This is a genomic window from Micromonospora sp. NPDC049836 (assembly GCF_044465125.1).
Classification (GTDB): domain Bacteria; phylum Actinomycetota; class Actinomycetes; order Mycobacteriales; family Micromonosporaceae; genus Micromonospora.
In genome coordinates this window covers 562,661-576,991 of record NZ_JBITLH010000001.1, presented here as the reverse complement: position 1 = coordinate 576,991, position 14,331 = coordinate 562,661, and the positions used below count along the sequence as shown (strand labels likewise).

Below are 14,331 nucleotides of genomic sequence, written 5' to 3'. Positions count from 1 at the left end.
CCCCGCCTTGCCCCGCCACGTGCCCTCCTCGACGCGCCGCTGCCGCCGGCCGTCCGTCGCCGGTGCGGCCCGCTCCGATTCTCACGTCAGAGCGTACGTCGACCGCTTAGGGCAACCTTGGTGGAGGTCCGACGTATGGGAACTGATCGGGCCGGTGTATGCCCGGCTATGGACCGTTTAGTACCGCGACCCGTAATTCAGATCACCGAGTTCCGGGCGAGCGGGGGGTGCCGTCCCCGGCGGGCGGATCGCTCAGCCGGCGGCGCAGCGACGTGGTCGCCAGGGCGAGGGCGAGGATCACCAGGAGCCCGGAGACCACGATCAGGGCGACCGCGCTCCGCCGCGCCGTGCCGGTCCGGTCCCGCTCGGTGTCCTGCTCGGCGGCGGCCAGCACGCCCTGGGAGCCGGTCGCCGTCGGCGAGGTGACCGGCGGGGTGCTCAGCGCCGCGGCGGCGGCGATCCGGAAGCTCATCTGCACCTGACGGTCCCGGCCGCTGCGCGGGTCCAGCCACCCGATCACGGCGCCGGCCAGCGGGGCCCGACGCTGGGCCTCCGCCGTGGCGCTCAGCGGCAGCCGCAGGTCGACCTCGCGGCCGGCGGCCACCCTGCCCAGCTCGCAGCGGGTCCGGTCGGGGGCCGCCGTGGCGCAGCCGGGCGGCGGGTCGGTGACGGCCACCCCGTCGGGGAGGACCACCTCGACCCGGCCGGCGGCGTCGACCCGGCCGGTGTTGCCGAGGTGTACGGAGAGGGTGGTCGGGGCGCCGGTGATGTCGAAGGCCACCTCGTCGGCGCGGAGCGCGATGCCGGGAACCGGCGGGCCGGGCGGGAAGAGGACCGCGAAGCCCTCGTCGTCGCCGGCCGTGCCGGTGACCCCCGCCGCGCCGGCGGTCACCCGGACCGTCCCGCTCAGCGGCATGGACCGCCAGGCCGTACCGGTGACCCGGAGCCGGATCCGGCTGCTGAACCGGCTGCCGGGCGCGGCGGTCCACTCGCCGCAGCGGTAGGCGCCGCCGCCGGCCGGGGCGCAGCCGGGGGTGCCGGCGTCGGCGAGGCCGGCCGGCAGGGTGTAGCCCAGTCCGATGCGCTCCACCACCCGGCCGGTGTTCGTCACGGTCACCCGCAGCGTGGTGACCGTGCTGTCCGCGTTCCAGTACGCCGGCGGCAGGGCGACGTCCCCGGTGGTGACGTGCACCCCGAGCGGGCTCCCCGCGGGCGCGGGCTGGCCGGGCGGGGGCGGGGGCGGGGCGGGCGCGGTGGTCCTCGGCGCGGTGGTGGTCGGGACCGGATCGCCCGGGGCGGTGGTGGCCGGGGCCGGCTCGGTGGTCGGTGGCGCCGGTGGGGTGGTCTCCGGTGGGGCGCTCTCGGTCGGCGGGGCGGTGGTGGGCGCCGGCCCGGTGTCGGTGGGGTCGGGCGTCGGCGTGCTGTCGGTCGGATCGGTGCCCGGTCCGCCGACCGGGTCGCTCGGCTCGCCGGGCATCGGTTCGGTCATGGCCCGGACGGCGCCGGTCACTGTCGGCGAGGCCGCCGCGAAGCCGGGCGCGGCCGCGACCGCGGCCGCCAAGCCGGCGGCCAGGGCGCGCATGAGCAGTACGGACATCCGGGGCTGCGCGACCCGCCGGGCGGGGCGTACGCGGGGGCGGGCCATCTCTCCTCCGTGACGCTCAGTGAGTTGTCATTATTCGGCAACAGTTGCCATCCAGCACTAGTCTGCTGAGGAAACAAATCCGTAACGTGTCCGGGGCGGCCCGGCCGGGTGGCCCGGTAGGCTCCCGACCGTGACCGGATACCTCGGCTCGTACGCCACGCTCGGTCTCCTGCTGCTCGCTGCCGTGCTCTTCTTCGTTACGGCGTTTTCAGCCAACCGGGTGTTACGTCCTGGCCGTCCGGCCGATCCGTGGGACAAGCGGACCAGCTATGAGTGCGGCCTCGACCCGGTGGGCGGCGACTGGGCGCAGATGCAGATCCGCTACTACGTCTACGCGTACCTCTACGTGCTCTTCGCGGTCGAGGCGGTCTTCCTCTTCCCCTGGGCGCTGGTCTTCGACCGCCCCGGGTTCGGCGTGACGACCGTGGTGGAGATGGCGGTCTTCGTGGCCGTGGTGGCGCTCGGCATCCTCTACGCCTGGCGCCGGAACATCCTCCGCTGGACCTGAGCCCCGCTCAGGCGAGGCCGCGCCGGGTCAGCGCGGGCGGGCGGTCGCCCCGGATCGAGGCCACCATGTCGAGCACCCGGCGGGTCTGGCGTACCTGATGGGCTCGGAACACGCGGGCGCCCAGCCAGGCGGAGACGGCGGTGGCCGCCAGCGTCCCCTCCAGGCGTTCCGGCACCGGCAGGTCCAGCGTCTCGCCGATGAAGTCCTTGTTCGAGAGCGCGACCAGCAACGGCCAGCCGGTCGCGGTCAGCTCGCCCAGCCGCCGGGTGATCTCCAGCGAGTGGCGGGTGTTCTTGCCGAAGTCGTGCGCCGGGTCGATGAGGATCCCGTCCGGCCGTACGCCGAGGGAGACCGCGCGGTCGGCGAGCCCGGTCACCGTGGTCAGCACGTCGGCCAGCACGTCGTCGAAGGCGGCCCGGTGCGGCCGGGTACGCGGGGCGAGCCCGCCGGCGTGCGAGCAGACCAGCCCGACGCCGGTCGTCGCGGCGACCCGGGCCAGCGCCGGATCGGCCCCCGACCAGGTGTCGTTGAGCAGGTCGGCGCCGGCGGCCACCGCCTCCACCGCCACCTCGGCCCGCCAGGTGTCGATCGAGATGACCACGTCCGGGAAGGCGGCCCGGACCGCCGCGATGGTGTCCACCGTCCGGCGGATCTCCTCGGCCACGTCGACCTCGTCGCCCGGCCCGGCCTTCACCCCACCGATATCGATGATCTCCGCACCCTCGGCGACCGCCCGCTCCACCGCGCGCAGCGCGCTGTCCTGAGCGAAGGTGGCTCCCCGGTCGAAGAACGAGTCGGGCGTGCGATTGACGATCGCCATCACCACCAGCTCATCGGGGGAGAAGGTCCGTCCACCGAGCCGCAGCGCGCCGGCCATCCCGTCCTCCTGATCTCCGCTGGTCCGCCCCCGACGCTATCCCGGCGCCCCACGGCCGGCCCCGGCGGTACGCCGGGATCTTCGGACCGGAGGCGACGGAGGGCTCGCCCCGCGCCGTCCCGCGTGCCACGATCTCCCCATGCGTGAGGTTCTGCTCCTCTTGGCCGTGGTGCTGACCGTGGCGGTGGTGGTGTTCGGGGTGACGATGCTGGTCTCCGGGCGTGATCCGGGCCTGGCGCCGGCCGAGCCGGACGGGCGGGCCGTGCCCCTGCCCGGCGGCCGTCCACTGGCCGAGACAGACGTGGCCGAGGTGCGCTTCGACACCGCGCTGCGGGGCTACCGGATGGCCCAGGTCGACCAGGCGATGCGCCGGGCCGCGTACGACATCGGCTACAAGTCCGAGCTGATCGGGGTGCTCGAGGCGGAGGTCGACGCGCTGCGCGAGGGGCGGATCGAGGAGGCCGACGCGCTGCGCCGGGCCCGCGAGGAGGCCGCCGTCACCGGCCCGGCCGACGACGCCCCGACCGCCGCGGAGCCCGGCCCCGCGGTGGGCCCCGTCGAGGTGCTGCCGGCCGAGGCAGGCGTGGCGGAGGCGCCGGCCGCCGCCGCCGTCGAGGACGTGGCGGCCCGGCCGAGCCCGACCGGTCCGGTGCCGGCCGCCGGCCGACCGGCCCCGGTCGCCCCGGTCGCGGCTCCGGTCGCCCCGGCCGCCGCCGAGGTCAGCCTCCGGCCGCCGGTCGATCCCGCCGGCGCCGAGCCGGAGCAGGGCCACGCCGTCGACCCGGAGCCCGCCCACCAGGCCGACAGCGATGCCGGCCAGGCTGGGACCGAAGCTGCCGATGCGGGCGATGCCGGCGATGCCGGGACCGGGACGGCCGATGCCGGCGACAGCGGGACCGCCCGCGCCGCCGGGACCGGGGAGGACGCCGACACCGAGGGGGACCGGGACCGCGGGCCGGTGGTCCGCTCGGAGTCCGCGTGACCGGCCCCGCAGGCCCGGCCGGCTCCGGCGGCCCCGACCGGTCGGACGGGCTCGCCGAGGCGGCCCAGCCCGGCGCCGGCGAGGTCACCGCGTCCGTGGTGGTGAAGGCGCCGGCCGAGCGGGTCTTCGCCGCGCTCACCGCCTGGGAGCGGCAGTCCGACTGGATCCCGCTCACCACCGTCCGGGTGGTCGAGGGCGACGGCGGCGAGGGAAGCCTGATCGAGGCGGTCACCGCGCTCGGCCCGGCCGCGCTGCGCGACGAGATGCGGGTGGTCCGGGTGGACGCCCCGTACGAGGTCGGCGTGGTGCACTGCGGCAAGCTGCTGCGCGGGCCGGGCGTGCTGCGGTGCACCCCGATGGACCGGGAGCGGACCCAGGTGGTCTGGCACGAGTGGTTCCACCTGCCCGGCGGGCCGGCCGGCCGGGTGGCCTGGCCGGTGCTCTGGCCCGGTTCGAAGCTCAGCCTGACCCAGGCGCTGCGCAAGTTCGCCCGGCTGGTGGAGCAGGGCCGGCTGCCCTGACCCGCCGGCGGCGCTGATCCGCCGGCGGTCGTCGACTGTCGGTGGGCCGGCCTACCGTGTACCGCGTGACTGACCTGGTGACCGGCGCCGACGGGCTGGCCCGCTGCGCCTGGGGAGCGAGCACCCCGGACTACGCCGTCTACCACGACGAGGAGTGGGGCCGGCCGTTGCGCGGCGACGACGCGCTCTACGAGCGGCTGACCCTGGAGGCGTTCCAGTCCGGGCTGTCCTGGCTGACCATCCTGCGCAAGCGCCCCGCGTTCCGGCTCGCCTTCGACGAGTTCCGGATCGAGAAGGTCGCCGGCTACGGCGAGGCCGACGTCGCCCGGCTGCTGGCCGACGTCGGGATCGTCCGCAACCGGGCCAAGATCGAGGCGGCCGTCGCCAACGCCCGCGCCGCCCTGGAACTGCCCGACGGACTCTCCGCCCTGCTCTGGTCGTACGCCCCGCCGGCCCGGGCGGCCCGGCCCGGCTCCTTCGCCGAGGTGCCGGCGATCAGCCCCGAGTCCACCGCGTTGGCCAAGGCGCTCAAGAAGCGCGGCTTCCGCTTCGTCGGCCCCACCACGGCGTACGCGCTGATGCAGGCCACCGGCATGGTGGACGACCACCTCGCCGGCTGCCACGTGAGCCGGCCCGCGCCCAGGGCGTGACCCGGGCCGCCCAGCACGTCGGGCCGGCGTGCTGGCAGGCGGTGGACGTGCCGGTACCGGCCCGGGCCCGGCGTGATGGGATTGGGACATGACCGACACCGAGCCGCGCACGAGCGGGACGATCGAGGGCGGCCCCGACGGCTGGTCGCGGCGCGCCGAGCCGGAGCAGCCGGAGGCCGCCGGCGCCTGGGCGGTGCTGCTGCCCGCCGAGCGGTACGACGCCGAGCGGCTGGTCCACCACGACACGCTGGAGCTGACCGGGCTGGACGGCGGGGCCCGGCCACGCCCCGGTGAGCCGGTCGCGGTGCTGGTCGACGAGCCGCTGCGGCTGGTGGCGCTCGGCCGGGTCGCCCCGACGACGGGCGAGACCCGGGAGGACCCGGACGACCCGCAGTCCGAGGCCGGGCCGGGAGCGCTCGTCGTGACGTACACCCGGCGCACGCTCGACGAGCCGGTGCCGGTCACCGGCCTGACCCTGGCCGGGCCGGTGACCGCGCTCGACCCGGCCGTCTGGCGGTCGCTGGCCGACCGGATCGGCCCGCCGCCGGCCCGCCGGACCTGGCTGGTCAGCCTCGACCTGCCGATCGAGGCGGCGTCGCCGGCCGAGGCGGTCCGGCTCTTCTGGTCGTACGTCCAGGAACTGGGGCCGCGCGAGCTGCCGGCCTTCGTCTCGCCGTCCGGGGACGAACTGGCCATGCAGGCGTTCGTGCTCGGCGTCGAGGCCAACCAGGATCCCGAGGAGGACGACTGACCGGTGCCCCGCCGGGCGGTCAGCGGCCCTCGAAGACCGGCTTCTGCTTGTTGACGAAGGCCAGGGTGGCGGCCTTGTGGTCGGCGGTGGCGCCGCAGATCGCCTGGGCCTGCGCCTCGGCCGCGAGGGCGTCGGCCAGGGTGCCGGCGTCGGCGATGGAGAGCTGCCGCTTGATCGCCCCGTACGCGACGGTCGGGCCGGCGGCCAGCCGGGCGGCCAGCTCCTGAGCGGTCGGCAGCACCTGCTCGTCGTCCTCGACCAGCCTGGTGAGCAGGCCCAGCCGGCAGGCCTCCTCGGCGCTCACCGGCTCGGCGAGCATCAGCAGCTCGACCGCCTTGGCGTGGCCGACCAGCCGGGGCAGGGTCCAGGAGGCGCCGGTGTCCGCGGCGAGCCCGACGCCGGCGAAGGCCATCAGGAAGCGGGTCTTCGGCCCGCCGATCCGGAAGTCGGCGAGGAACGCCAGCGACGCGCCGGCCCCGGCGGCCATCCCCCGGACCGCGGCGACCACCGGCTTGGGCAGGTTGGCCAGCCGGGCGGCGATCGGGTTGTAGTGGGCCCGCACGGTGCCGAGCGGGTCGGCGTCGGCGGATTCCAGCGTCTGCACGTGCTCCCGCAGGTCCTGCCCGGCGCTGAACGCGCCGCCCGCGCCGGCCAGCACGATCGCCCGGCACGAGCGGTCGGTCTCCAGCTCGGCCAGGGTGTCCCGGAGCGCCTCCTTGAGCGCCACGTCGAGCGAGTTCATCGCCGTCGGGCGGTTCAGCGTCAGGGTGACGACGGCGTCGGTGCGGTCGACGAGCAGCGGCTCGGTCACGTGTCTAACGACCCTTCTGTCGGGCGAGGCGGTTGCTGGCGTCGAGGCAGTGCTCGACGTACCGGTCGGCGGCGGGCCGGAGCCGGGCCGCGTGCCGGTCGAAGAAACTGGCCGCGCTGGTGCCCGGCCAGCGCTCGGGGAGCAGCGCGGGGGGCAGCTGCGGATCCCGGAAGAGGAAGGTACGCCACGCGTGCACCAGCCGGAACCGGGCCGCGTACGCCTCCTCGTCGCTGCTGCGCACGGTGATCCCGGAGAGCAGCGGCTTCTGCTCGGCCACGAACCGTTCGTACGCCCGGCCGATCTCGGCCAGGTCCCAGGCGCGGCGGACCACTCCCATCGCGCCGGGCGTGCCGGCGGCGTGCGCCGCGGTGAACCGCTCGTAGCGCACGCCCGCCTCGGCCAGCAGGACGTCGAGGTCCTCACCGGGCCGGGTGGCCACCCAGGTGCAGTCGTCGAGCGTGCCGTAGCCGAGGAAGGTCAGGTTGGCGGCGAGCCGCTGCCGGTCCCGCCGGGAGGCGGGCGCCTCCAGGACCAGCAGGTCGAAGCGGCCGTCCCAGCTGTGCCGGCCGGTGCGGTAGATGCGGGAGGCGGCCTCGTCGAGTCGGCGGGCCGCCTTCGGTGTGATCGAATAACCCGGCCCGGAGACGAGCCGGAGGGGTTCGAGCCAGCCCTGGCGGACCATCCGGGAGACCGCGGTGCGTACCGCCGGAGGGGCGATCCCGAGCGGCGCCAGCAGCTTGACCAGGGCGGCGACCGGTGCGCGCCCACCCCTCGCGCGTAGGTGGTCGCCGTACAGGTCGAAGAGTGCCGACCGTGCCTGCATGACCGCACATTGTGACAGGCCTATCCAAGATAAGCTAGATGCTGTTACATCAATGCTGCTTCGGTTTGGGTCCGGCGGTGTTCATCAGGGAAAATCGTTGGCGGCGACCCCCGCGAAGGCTGCGGGTGGTCAGGAGAAGTGGCTGTGGGGCAACCCACCGACCCTGGTGTAGGTCTGAGGGGAGACAACATGGCGGCGATGAAGCCGCGGACGGGCGACGGTCCGCTGGAGGTCACCAAGGAGGGCCGGGGCATCGTCATGCGGGTCCCGCTGGAGGGTGGTGGCCGGCTCGTCGTCGAGATGACTCCCGACGAGGCCACCGCGCTGGGTGACGCGCTGAAGGCGGCCGCCGGCTGATCGAGAACGGTCCGCGTGGCGTGCGCCGCGCGTACGGTTCGTGATTCCCTGAGCCACCGGCTCTGCCGGTGGCTCAGGGCCTTCATCGGCTCAGTGGCGGCGAATCATGCCGCTTTGCGAAGATTTCTCGGAGGTGCGGTCCAGCGTGCTGGCCATCCGTCTGGTGTCCGGGCCCGAGCGGCCCGACACCCTCGTCCTGCCCGTTCATCCCGGAGGGCCGGACCGCCCGGCCACCCTGGTGCCCACCGCTCCTCCGCCCGACGACGAGGTACGCGCCGAGGCGGCCGCGCTGCTTCCGGTCGCCCGGCTCACCGGCGAGGCCGGCGAGGTCCGCGAGCACCTGCGTCCCGGGGGCACGCCGGCGCGGCTGGTGCTGCTCGGCGTGGGGGCGGGCGACGAGCCCGACTGGCGGCGCGCCGGGGCCGCCCTGGCCCGGGCGGGCAAGGATGAGACACGGATCACAGTCGCGCTGCCGGCCGGTGGCGCGGTCGCGCTGCGCGGCCTGGTCGAAGGGCTGCTGCTCGGCGCGTACCGGTTCCGGATGACCGAGGCCGGCGGGGCGCCCGCGCTGGCCGAGGTGGACGTCGTGGTGGACGACCCGGACGGGCTCGCCGCCGTGCTGGCCACCGCGCGGACCACCGCCGAGATGACCCGGCTGGCCCGCGATCTCACCAACACCCCGTCGTCGGTGAAGAACCCGGCGTGGTTCGCCGGCCAGGTCGCGGCCGCCGCGGCCGACCACCCCGACCTGCACCTGCGGGTACGCGAATCCGAGGAACTGGCCGCCGAGGGCTTCGGCGGCATCCTTGCGGTCGGCGGCGGCTCGGCCAGCGCGCCCCGCCTGGTCGAGCTGGACTGGCGGCCCGCCGACGCCCGCACCCACGTGGTCCTGGTCGGCAAGGGGATCACCTTCGACACCGGCGGCATCTCGATCAAGCCGGTGCCGGCCATGAAGCTGATGCGCAAGGACATGGCCGGGGCGGCCGCCGTGATCGCCGCCACGCTGGGCGCCGCCGCGCTGCGGCTGCCGGTCCGGGTCACCACGCTCGCGCCGCTCGCCGAGAACATGGTCAGTGGCGCCGCCTTCCGCCCCGGCGACGTGGTACGCCACTACGGCGGCACGACCAGCGAGACCACCAACTCCGACGCCGAGGGCCGGCTGGTGCTCGCCGACGCGCTGGCGTACGCGGTGCGCGAGCTGAAGCCCGACCTGCTGGTCGACCTCGCCACCCTGACCGGCGCGAACGCGGTGGCGCTGGGCAAGCGGCACGGCGCCCTCTACAGCGACAACGACCAGCTCGCCGCCGACCTGCTCGCGGCCATCGAGGCGGCCGGCGAGCGGGCCTGGCGGATGCCGCTCCCCGCCGACTACGTCGAGTTCCTCGGCAGCGACATCGCCGACCTGCACAGCTCCCCGGACCGGGGCGCCGGCTCGGTGGTGGCCGCGCTCTTCCTCCGCGAGTTCACCGGCGACCTGCGGGACCGCTGGGTGCACGTGGACATGTCCGCCCCCTCCTGGTCCGACGACGTGCACGCCGAGCTGACCAAGGGCGCCACCGGCTGGGGCGTCCGCGGGCTGCTCCGCTGGCTGGACACGCTGCGCTGACGATGCGCCGCCGCCCGGTGCGCCGGGCGGCGCGTGCCGGGCGTCGGGCGGCCGAGTGCCGGGCGTCGGGCGGCCGAGTGCCGGCTGGCTGGCGGCCGGGTGCCGGGTGGCTGGCGGCCGGGCCGTCGGGCCGCGCCGGGCCCCTCGGCCGCCGGCCCGGGTCAGCCCTTCACGGCGGCGAGCAGGCCGTGCCCGACCGGGAGCAACGCGGCGATCCAGTGCTCGGACTCGCGGATCGCCTTGATCGTCTCCCGGACGGTGACCGTCTCCACGTCGCGGGCGGCCGGGTCACCGATCCGGCCGCCGGCCAGCGCGCCGTTGAGCGCGAGCACCCCGCCCGGCCGCAGCAGCCGCAGCGCGGCGTCCACGCAGGCGGTGAAGCCCGCCGACTCGGCGTCGACGAAGACCAGGTCGTAGGCGCCGTCCGCGAGCCGCGGCAGCACGTCGAGGGCCCGGCCGGTGATGATCCGGGTACGCCCCGCGGGGAAGCCGGCCTCCAGGAAGATGCGCCGGGCGATCCGCTGGTGCTCCACCTCCACGTCGATGGTGGTGAGCACCCCGTCCGGGCGCATCCCGCGCAGCAGCCAGACGCCGCTGACGCCGGTGCCGGTGCCGATCTCCACCACCGCCCGGGCGTTGCCGGCGGCGGCGAGCAGCCGCAGCGCCGCGCCCGCGCCGGGCGTGACGGCCTCCAGGCCCACCTCCCGGGCGAGACTGCGGGCCGTGCGCAGCACGAGATCCTCCGTGACGTACGACTCGGCGAACTGGAGCGCCTGGGCCGTCGAGTTGCCGGAGCTGGCGACCGTGGCGATGGGACACCTCCGGGCGGCGGGAGTGGTGCGAGGGGTCGGTTGGCGCTATGAGCCTAGAGGCGTGCCCCGAGACGCGCAGCCGCGAGTCACCCTCGAGACGATCACGACCGGGCAACCCTGACCGGTTCCGGGGCATCCGTGCAATCCTGGACGTGTCCCTGTGCCCGGCCGGACGGCGCCGGCGCGGGGCACGCGGGACGGAGTGGGAGGCACGGACGTGACCGACGGCTGGGACTGGCGCCGGCCCGGCGGGACCCCGGTGCCCGGCGATCCGGCGCGGGGGCCGGGGCGGCCGGCGCCCGGCGGTCCGCCACAGGGCGCCGGGGGCGAAAACTCGCCCTGGTGGTCCGATGCGCTGGCCGACCCGTGGCGGGACCCGTACGCGCCCGCCGCCGTGGTGGTTCCCGCGCCCGCCCCGACCGACCCCGGCAGCGAGCCCGAGCCGGTGGTCGACCCGGACGCGCCGCACCGGCCGGGGATCCGGCAGGTGGTGCTGATCTCGCTGATCACCGCCCTGCTCGCCGGCTCGCTGGGCAGCGCCCTGACGTACGCGCTGCTGCGCGGTGGGGGCAGCGTGCCCACCCTCGGCGCGCAGGCGGGCCAGGCCCCGGCGCTCGCGCAGCGCAAGCCGGACTCCCTGGCCGGGGTCGCGGAGAAGGTACTGCCCAGCGTCGTCACCGTCCGGGTGGCCAGCCTCGGCGGCACCAGTGAGGGCTCCGGCTTCGTGGTCAGCGCCGACGGGCACATCATCACCAACGACCACGTGGTCGCCGACGGCCCCGGGAAGGCCACGGTGATCTTCAACGACGGGAGCACCGCGCCGGGCACCGTGGTCGGGCAGGACCCGGAGTCGGACATCGCGGTGATCAAGGTGGCGAAGTCGGGGTTGAAGCCGGTGGAGTTCGGCGATTCGGACGCGCTGGCGGTCGGCGACCCGGTGCTCGCCGTCGGCTCCCCGCTCTCCCTGGCCAACACGGTCACCGCGGGCATCGTCAGCGCCCTGGACCGGACCATGCAGGCCGGCGAGCCGGGCGGACCCACCCGCTACTACGCGGCGATCCAGACCGACGCGGCGGTCAACCACGGCAACTCCGGCGGCCCGCTGGTCGACGGCGCCGGGCGGGTGGTCGGGGTGAACTCGACGATCAAGTCGCTGGTCGCCGACGGGCAGGAGGCGGGCAACATCGGGTTGGCCTTCGCCATTCCGATCAACCAGGCGAAGCGGGTGACCGAGGACATCATCGGCACCGGCAAGGCCCGCCGTACGGTGATCGGCGCCCAGGTGGGCGGCACCGCCGTGGCACCGGGCGCCGGCGTACGCCTCAACGCGGTGGAACCCGCCGGCCCGGCGGCCGCGGCCGGGCTGAAGACCGGTGACGTGGTGCTGCGGCTGGACGGGCACCCGCTCACCGAGCCCATCGACCTGGTGGCGCTGGTCCGCAAGTACGCACCGGGCTCGGTGGTGACGGTCGAGTACCGGCGCGGGTCGGCCAGGCAGAGCACCTCGGTGACGCTCGCCGCAGACGCGAAGTGAGCGGCCCTCACCCCCTCCCGGACACCCCCACGACGTGCGTAGTCTTGCCCTGACACGGACGAGGAGGCCGGTGTGTTCGAGAACCTCAACTGGTGGGAGATCGGCGCGCTGCTGATGCTGGCGCTGCTGATCTTCGGCGACCGGCTGCCCGTAGTGATCAATGACGGCCTCCGCATGATCCGGAACCTGCGCAACATGGCCCGGAACGCCACCGGCGACCTCAGCCGCGAGCTGGGCACCGACATCCAACTGGAGGACCTGCACCCGAAGGCGTTCATCCGGAAGCATCTGCTCAGCGAAGAGGACGAGCAGGCCATCCGGAAGCCGTTGCAGAGCATGTACGACAACATCCGCTCCGACGTCAGCGGCGTGCACGACGAGCTCAAGGACGTCGCGAAGGCGGCCGACCTGCGTACCAACGGCGCCCGCCCGGCCACCGCGACCGGCGGTGCTGCCGCCCCGGCCCCGCGCCCCAGCTACGACGACGCCACCTGATCCCCGGCTGGACCCTCTCCGTGGCGCGGCTGGCCTGCCCCTGCTCCTGTCGGCCGCACGCTCGGCGGGCGGTAAGCGGGCCGCTCTGCGGCGGTGAGCAGGCTGCCCTGCGGCGGTGAGCAGGGTGCTCGGCGGCGGTGAGCGGGCCGCTCGGCGGCGGTGAGCAGGGTGCTCGGCGGCGGTGAGCGGGCCGCTCGGCGGCGGTGAGCAGGGTGCTCAGGCGGGCGGTGAGCAGGTGCTCGGCGGGGTGAGCAGGCCGCTCGGCGGCGGTGAGCGGGCGGAGAGTGGCGAGCGCAGGTCATGGGCCGTTGCGGGGCGTGACGCGGACGGGGCGGCACACCGCCCGGGAGCGATATGCCGCAGAGGAATATTTATGCCTGAGCGGCATATCGCACAAAAGTTGTCGCCGCCGTCCAGGAAGGCGCGCCGGGCCGCAGCAGTCCCTTCTCGCGCTGCCGACCGGGCCGGCCGGCCCGGACCGGGGACCTGGACCGGGGACCTGGACCGGGGACCTGGACCGGGGACCCGCATCGGGGACCTGGACCGGGTCCCGGATCGGGCCGCAGTCCGGAGCTGGGCAAGCCGGAGCGGGGCAAGCCGGAGCTGGGCAGGCCGCAGAGCGAACCCCATGAGGCCCGGTGCGGACCGGGAAGGCGGGTGGTGCGGGGTCGGCAGGGTGGGGGACGCCGGGGTGAAAGCCGGGGTCAGCGTCCGGCCGGCTTGAGGCCCAGGGGCTTGCCGAGCAGGGACTCGCGGCGCACCGCCAGCCGGTCGGCGACCTGGACCAGGGCCTTCGCGGCCGGGGCGTCCGGCTGGGCCAGCACGATCGGGGTGCCGGCGTCGCCGCCCTCGCGTACCCGGGTGTCCATCGGGATCTGCCCCAGCACCGGCACCTGCGCGCCGATGGTGCGGGTCAGCGACTCGGCGACCGCCGCGCCGCCGCCCGTGCCGAACACCTCCATCCGGGAGCCGTCCGGCAGCTCCAGCCAGGACATGTTCTCGATGACGCCGACCACCCGCTGGTGGGTCTGCAGCGCGATCGCGCCGGCCCGCTCGGCGACCTCGGCGGCCGCCGCCTGCGGGGTGGTGACGACCAGGATCTCCGCGTTCGGCAGCAACTGGGCCACCGAGATGGCGATGTCGCCGGTGCCCGGGGGCAGGTCGAGCAGGAGGACGTCCAGGTCACCCCAGTAGACGTCGGCGAGGAACTGCTGCAACGCCCGGTGCAGCATCGGGCCGCGCCAGACGACGGCCGCGTTGCCCGGGGTGAACATGCCGATCGAGATGACCTTCACGCCGTGCGCCTGCGGCGGCATGATCATGTCCTCGACCCGGGTGGGGGCGCCGTCGGCGCCGAGCATCCGGGGCACCGAGTGGCCGTAGATGTCAGCGTCGACCACGCCGACCGCGAGGCCCCGGGCCGCCAGCGCGGCGGCCAGGTTGACCGTGACGCTGGACTTGCCCACGCCGCCCTTGCCGCTGGCGACCGCGTAGACCCGGGTGCGGGAACCGGGCTGGGCGAACGGGATGACCGGTTCGGCGGTGCCGCCGCCACGCAGCTTGGTCTGGAGTTCCTGGCGCTGCTCGGGGCTCATCACGCCGAAGGAGACCTCGACGCCGGTCACCCCCGGCACCGCGGCCACGGCGGCGGTGATGTCGGTACGCAGCTTGTCCTTCAGCGGGCAGCCGGCCACGGTGAGCAGCAGCTCCACCCGGACCACGCCGTCCTCGCCGGCCACGGCCGAGCGGACCATGCCCAGCTCGGTGATCGGCCGGCGGATCTCCGGGTCGTTGACGGTGGCCAGCGCGGCCTGGATCGCGTCGGAGACGGTGCTGACGGGTGCTGACATGTCCGCCATGCTACGTCGCTGGTCATCGGTGACCGCCGCTGGCGGGGGCCGGTGTGAGCGAATCGATGGCCCCGCCCGAGGGGTGGACGGGTCGTGCCGCGAAGTGGGA

14 protein-coding genes and 1 pseudogene are annotated in these 14,331 nt (G+C 75.3%); 9 read left to right on the top strand and 6 right to left on the bottom strand.

Annotated elements, in window-relative coordinates; all coding sequences use genetic code 11:
- Window positions 1-202: 202 nt before the first annotated feature.
- Window positions 203-1,645 (bottom strand): hypothetical protein, encoded by a 1,443-nt coding sequence (locus tag ACIBPB_RS02705; protein ID WP_396837868.1) that lies wholly within the window; start codon window positions 1,643-1,645, stop codon window positions 203-205.
- A gap of 130 nt (window positions 1,646-1,775) precedes the next feature.
- Between ACIBPB_RS02705 and ndhC the strand changes: the two genes are divergently transcribed.
- A complete protein-coding gene (gene ndhC, locus ACIBPB_RS02700; RefSeq protein WP_396837867.1) occupies window positions 1,776-2,153 on the top strand; it encodes an NADH-quinone oxidoreductase subunit A in 378 nt (125 codons plus the stop codon).
- 7 nt (window positions 2,154-2,160) lie between these two features.
- Here ndhC and folP read toward each other — a convergent pair whose 3' ends face one another.
- Window positions 2,161-3,030 carry a dihydropteroate synthase gene (gene folP, locus ACIBPB_RS02695; RefSeq protein WP_396837866.1) on the bottom strand — a complete coding sequence of 290 codons (870 nt, stop codon included), beginning with the start codon at window positions 3,028-3,030 and terminating at the stop codon, window positions 2,161-2,163.
- A gap of 139 nt (window positions 3,031-3,169) precedes the next feature.
- Here folP and ACIBPB_RS02690 point away from each other — a divergent pair.
- From ACIBPB_RS02690 to ACIBPB_RS02675, 4 genes and pseudogenes are all read left to right on the top strand, one after another.
- Window positions 3,170-3,533: pseudogene (locus ACIBPB_RS02690) on the top strand (DivIVA domain-containing protein); the annotation flags it as partial.
- Window positions 3,534-4,008: 475 nt separating this feature from the next.
- Window positions 4,009-4,533 carry an SRPBCC family protein gene (locus ACIBPB_RS02685; protein WP_396837865.1) on the top strand — a complete coding sequence of 175 codons (525 nt, stop codon included), beginning with the start codon at window positions 4,009-4,011 and terminating at the stop codon, window positions 4,531-4,533.
- Window positions 4,534-4,598: 65 nt separating this feature from the next.
- Complete coding sequence (locus ACIBPB_RS02680; RefSeq protein WP_396837864.1) at window positions 4,599-5,183, top strand: DNA-3-methyladenine glycosylase I; 585 nt, start codon at window positions 4,599-4,601, stop codon at window positions 5,181-5,183.
- An 88-nt stretch (window positions 5,184-5,271) separates the two neighbouring features.
- Window positions 5,272-5,934 carry a hypothetical protein gene (locus tag ACIBPB_RS02675; protein ID WP_396837863.1) on the top strand — a complete coding sequence of 221 codons (663 nt, stop codon included), beginning with the start codon at window positions 5,272-5,274 and terminating at the stop codon, window positions 5,932-5,934.
- A gap of 19 nt (window positions 5,935-5,953) precedes the next feature.
- On the opposite strand, the gene ACIBPB_RS02670 is transcribed toward ACIBPB_RS02675, so the two are convergent.
- Together ACIBPB_RS02670 and ACIBPB_RS02665 are read right to left on the bottom strand one after the other, a co-directional pair.
- Window positions 5,954-6,745, bottom strand: a complete 792-nt coding sequence (locus ACIBPB_RS02670) for an enoyl-CoA hydratase-related protein (protein WP_396837862.1) — start codon at window positions 6,743-6,745, stop codon at window positions 5,954-5,956.
- Between the two features lie 4 nt (window positions 6,746-6,749).
- Complete coding sequence (locus tag ACIBPB_RS02665; protein WP_357319784.1) at window positions 6,750-7,568, bottom strand: PaaX family transcriptional regulator C-terminal domain-containing protein; 819 nt, start codon at window positions 7,566-7,568, stop codon at window positions 6,750-6,752.
- Between the two features lie 189 nt (window positions 7,569-7,757).
- Here ACIBPB_RS02665 and ACIBPB_RS02660 point away from each other — a divergent pair, with 189 nt between their 5' ends.
- Both ACIBPB_RS02660 and ACIBPB_RS02655 read left to right on the top strand, forming a co-directional pair.
- Complete coding sequence (locus ACIBPB_RS02660; RefSeq protein WP_013283866.1) at window positions 7,758-7,925, top strand: DUF3117 domain-containing protein; 168 nt, start codon at window positions 7,758-7,760, stop codon at window positions 7,923-7,925.
- 145 nt (window positions 7,926-8,070) lie between these two features.
- Complete coding sequence (locus ACIBPB_RS02655) at window positions 8,071-9,531, top strand: leucyl aminopeptidase (protein WP_396837861.1); 1,461 nt, start codon at window positions 8,071-8,073, stop codon at window positions 9,529-9,531.
- 161 nt (window positions 9,532-9,692) lie between these two features.
- Here the strand turns inward: ACIBPB_RS02655 and ACIBPB_RS02650 are convergent, their stop codons facing one another.
- Complete coding sequence (locus tag ACIBPB_RS02650) at window positions 9,693-10,265, bottom strand: O-methyltransferase (RefSeq protein WP_046569614.1); 573 nt, start codon at window positions 10,263-10,265, stop codon at window positions 9,693-9,695.
- A 280-nt stretch (window positions 10,266-10,545) separates the two neighbouring features.
- On the opposite strand from ACIBPB_RS02650, the gene ACIBPB_RS02645 reads away from it, so the two are divergent.
- A complete protein-coding gene (locus ACIBPB_RS02645) occupies window positions 10,546-11,877 on the top strand; it encodes a S1C family serine protease (RefSeq protein WP_396837860.1) in 1,332 nt (443 codons plus the stop codon).
- 72 nt (window positions 11,878-11,949) lie between these two features.
- Window positions 11,950-12,372, top strand: a complete 423-nt coding sequence (locus ACIBPB_RS02640) for a preprotein translocase subunit TatB (RefSeq protein WP_357319793.1) — start codon at window positions 11,950-11,952, stop codon at window positions 12,370-12,372.
- 704 nt (window positions 12,373-13,076) lie between these two features.
- Here the strand turns inward: ACIBPB_RS02640 and ACIBPB_RS02635 are convergent.
- On the bottom strand, window positions 13,077-14,222 hold the full coding sequence (locus tag ACIBPB_RS02635; RefSeq protein WP_396837859.1) for an Mrp/NBP35 family ATP-binding protein: 1,146 nt from the start codon (window positions 14,220-14,222) through the stop codon (window positions 13,077-13,079).
- Window positions 14,223-14,331 lie beyond the last annotated feature (109 nt).

Coding starts and splice junctions, on each gene's coding strand:
- ACIBPB_RS02705 (WP_396837868.1), bottom strand. CDS start 1,645: ATGGCCCGCCCCCGCGTACGCCCCGCCCGGCGGGTCGCGCAGCCCCGG.
- folP (WP_396837866.1), bottom strand. CDS start 3,030: ATGGCCGGCGCGCTGCGGCTCGGTGGACGGACCTTCTCCCCCGATGAG.
- ACIBPB_RS02675 (WP_396837863.1), top strand. CDS start 5,272: ATGACCGACACCGAGCCGCGCACGAGCGGGACGATCGAGGGCGGCCCC.
- ACIBPB_RS02665 (WP_357319784.1), bottom strand. CDS start 7,568: ATGCAGGCACGGTCGGCACTCTTCGACCTGTACGGCGACCACCTACGC.
- ACIBPB_RS02660 (WP_013283866.1), top strand. CDS start 7,758: ATGGCGGCGATGAAGCCGCGGACGGGCGACGGTCCGCTGGAGGTCACC.
- ACIBPB_RS02635 (WP_396837859.1), bottom strand. CDS start 14,222: ATGTCAGCACCCGTCAGCACCGTCTCCGACGCGATCCAGGCCGCGCTG.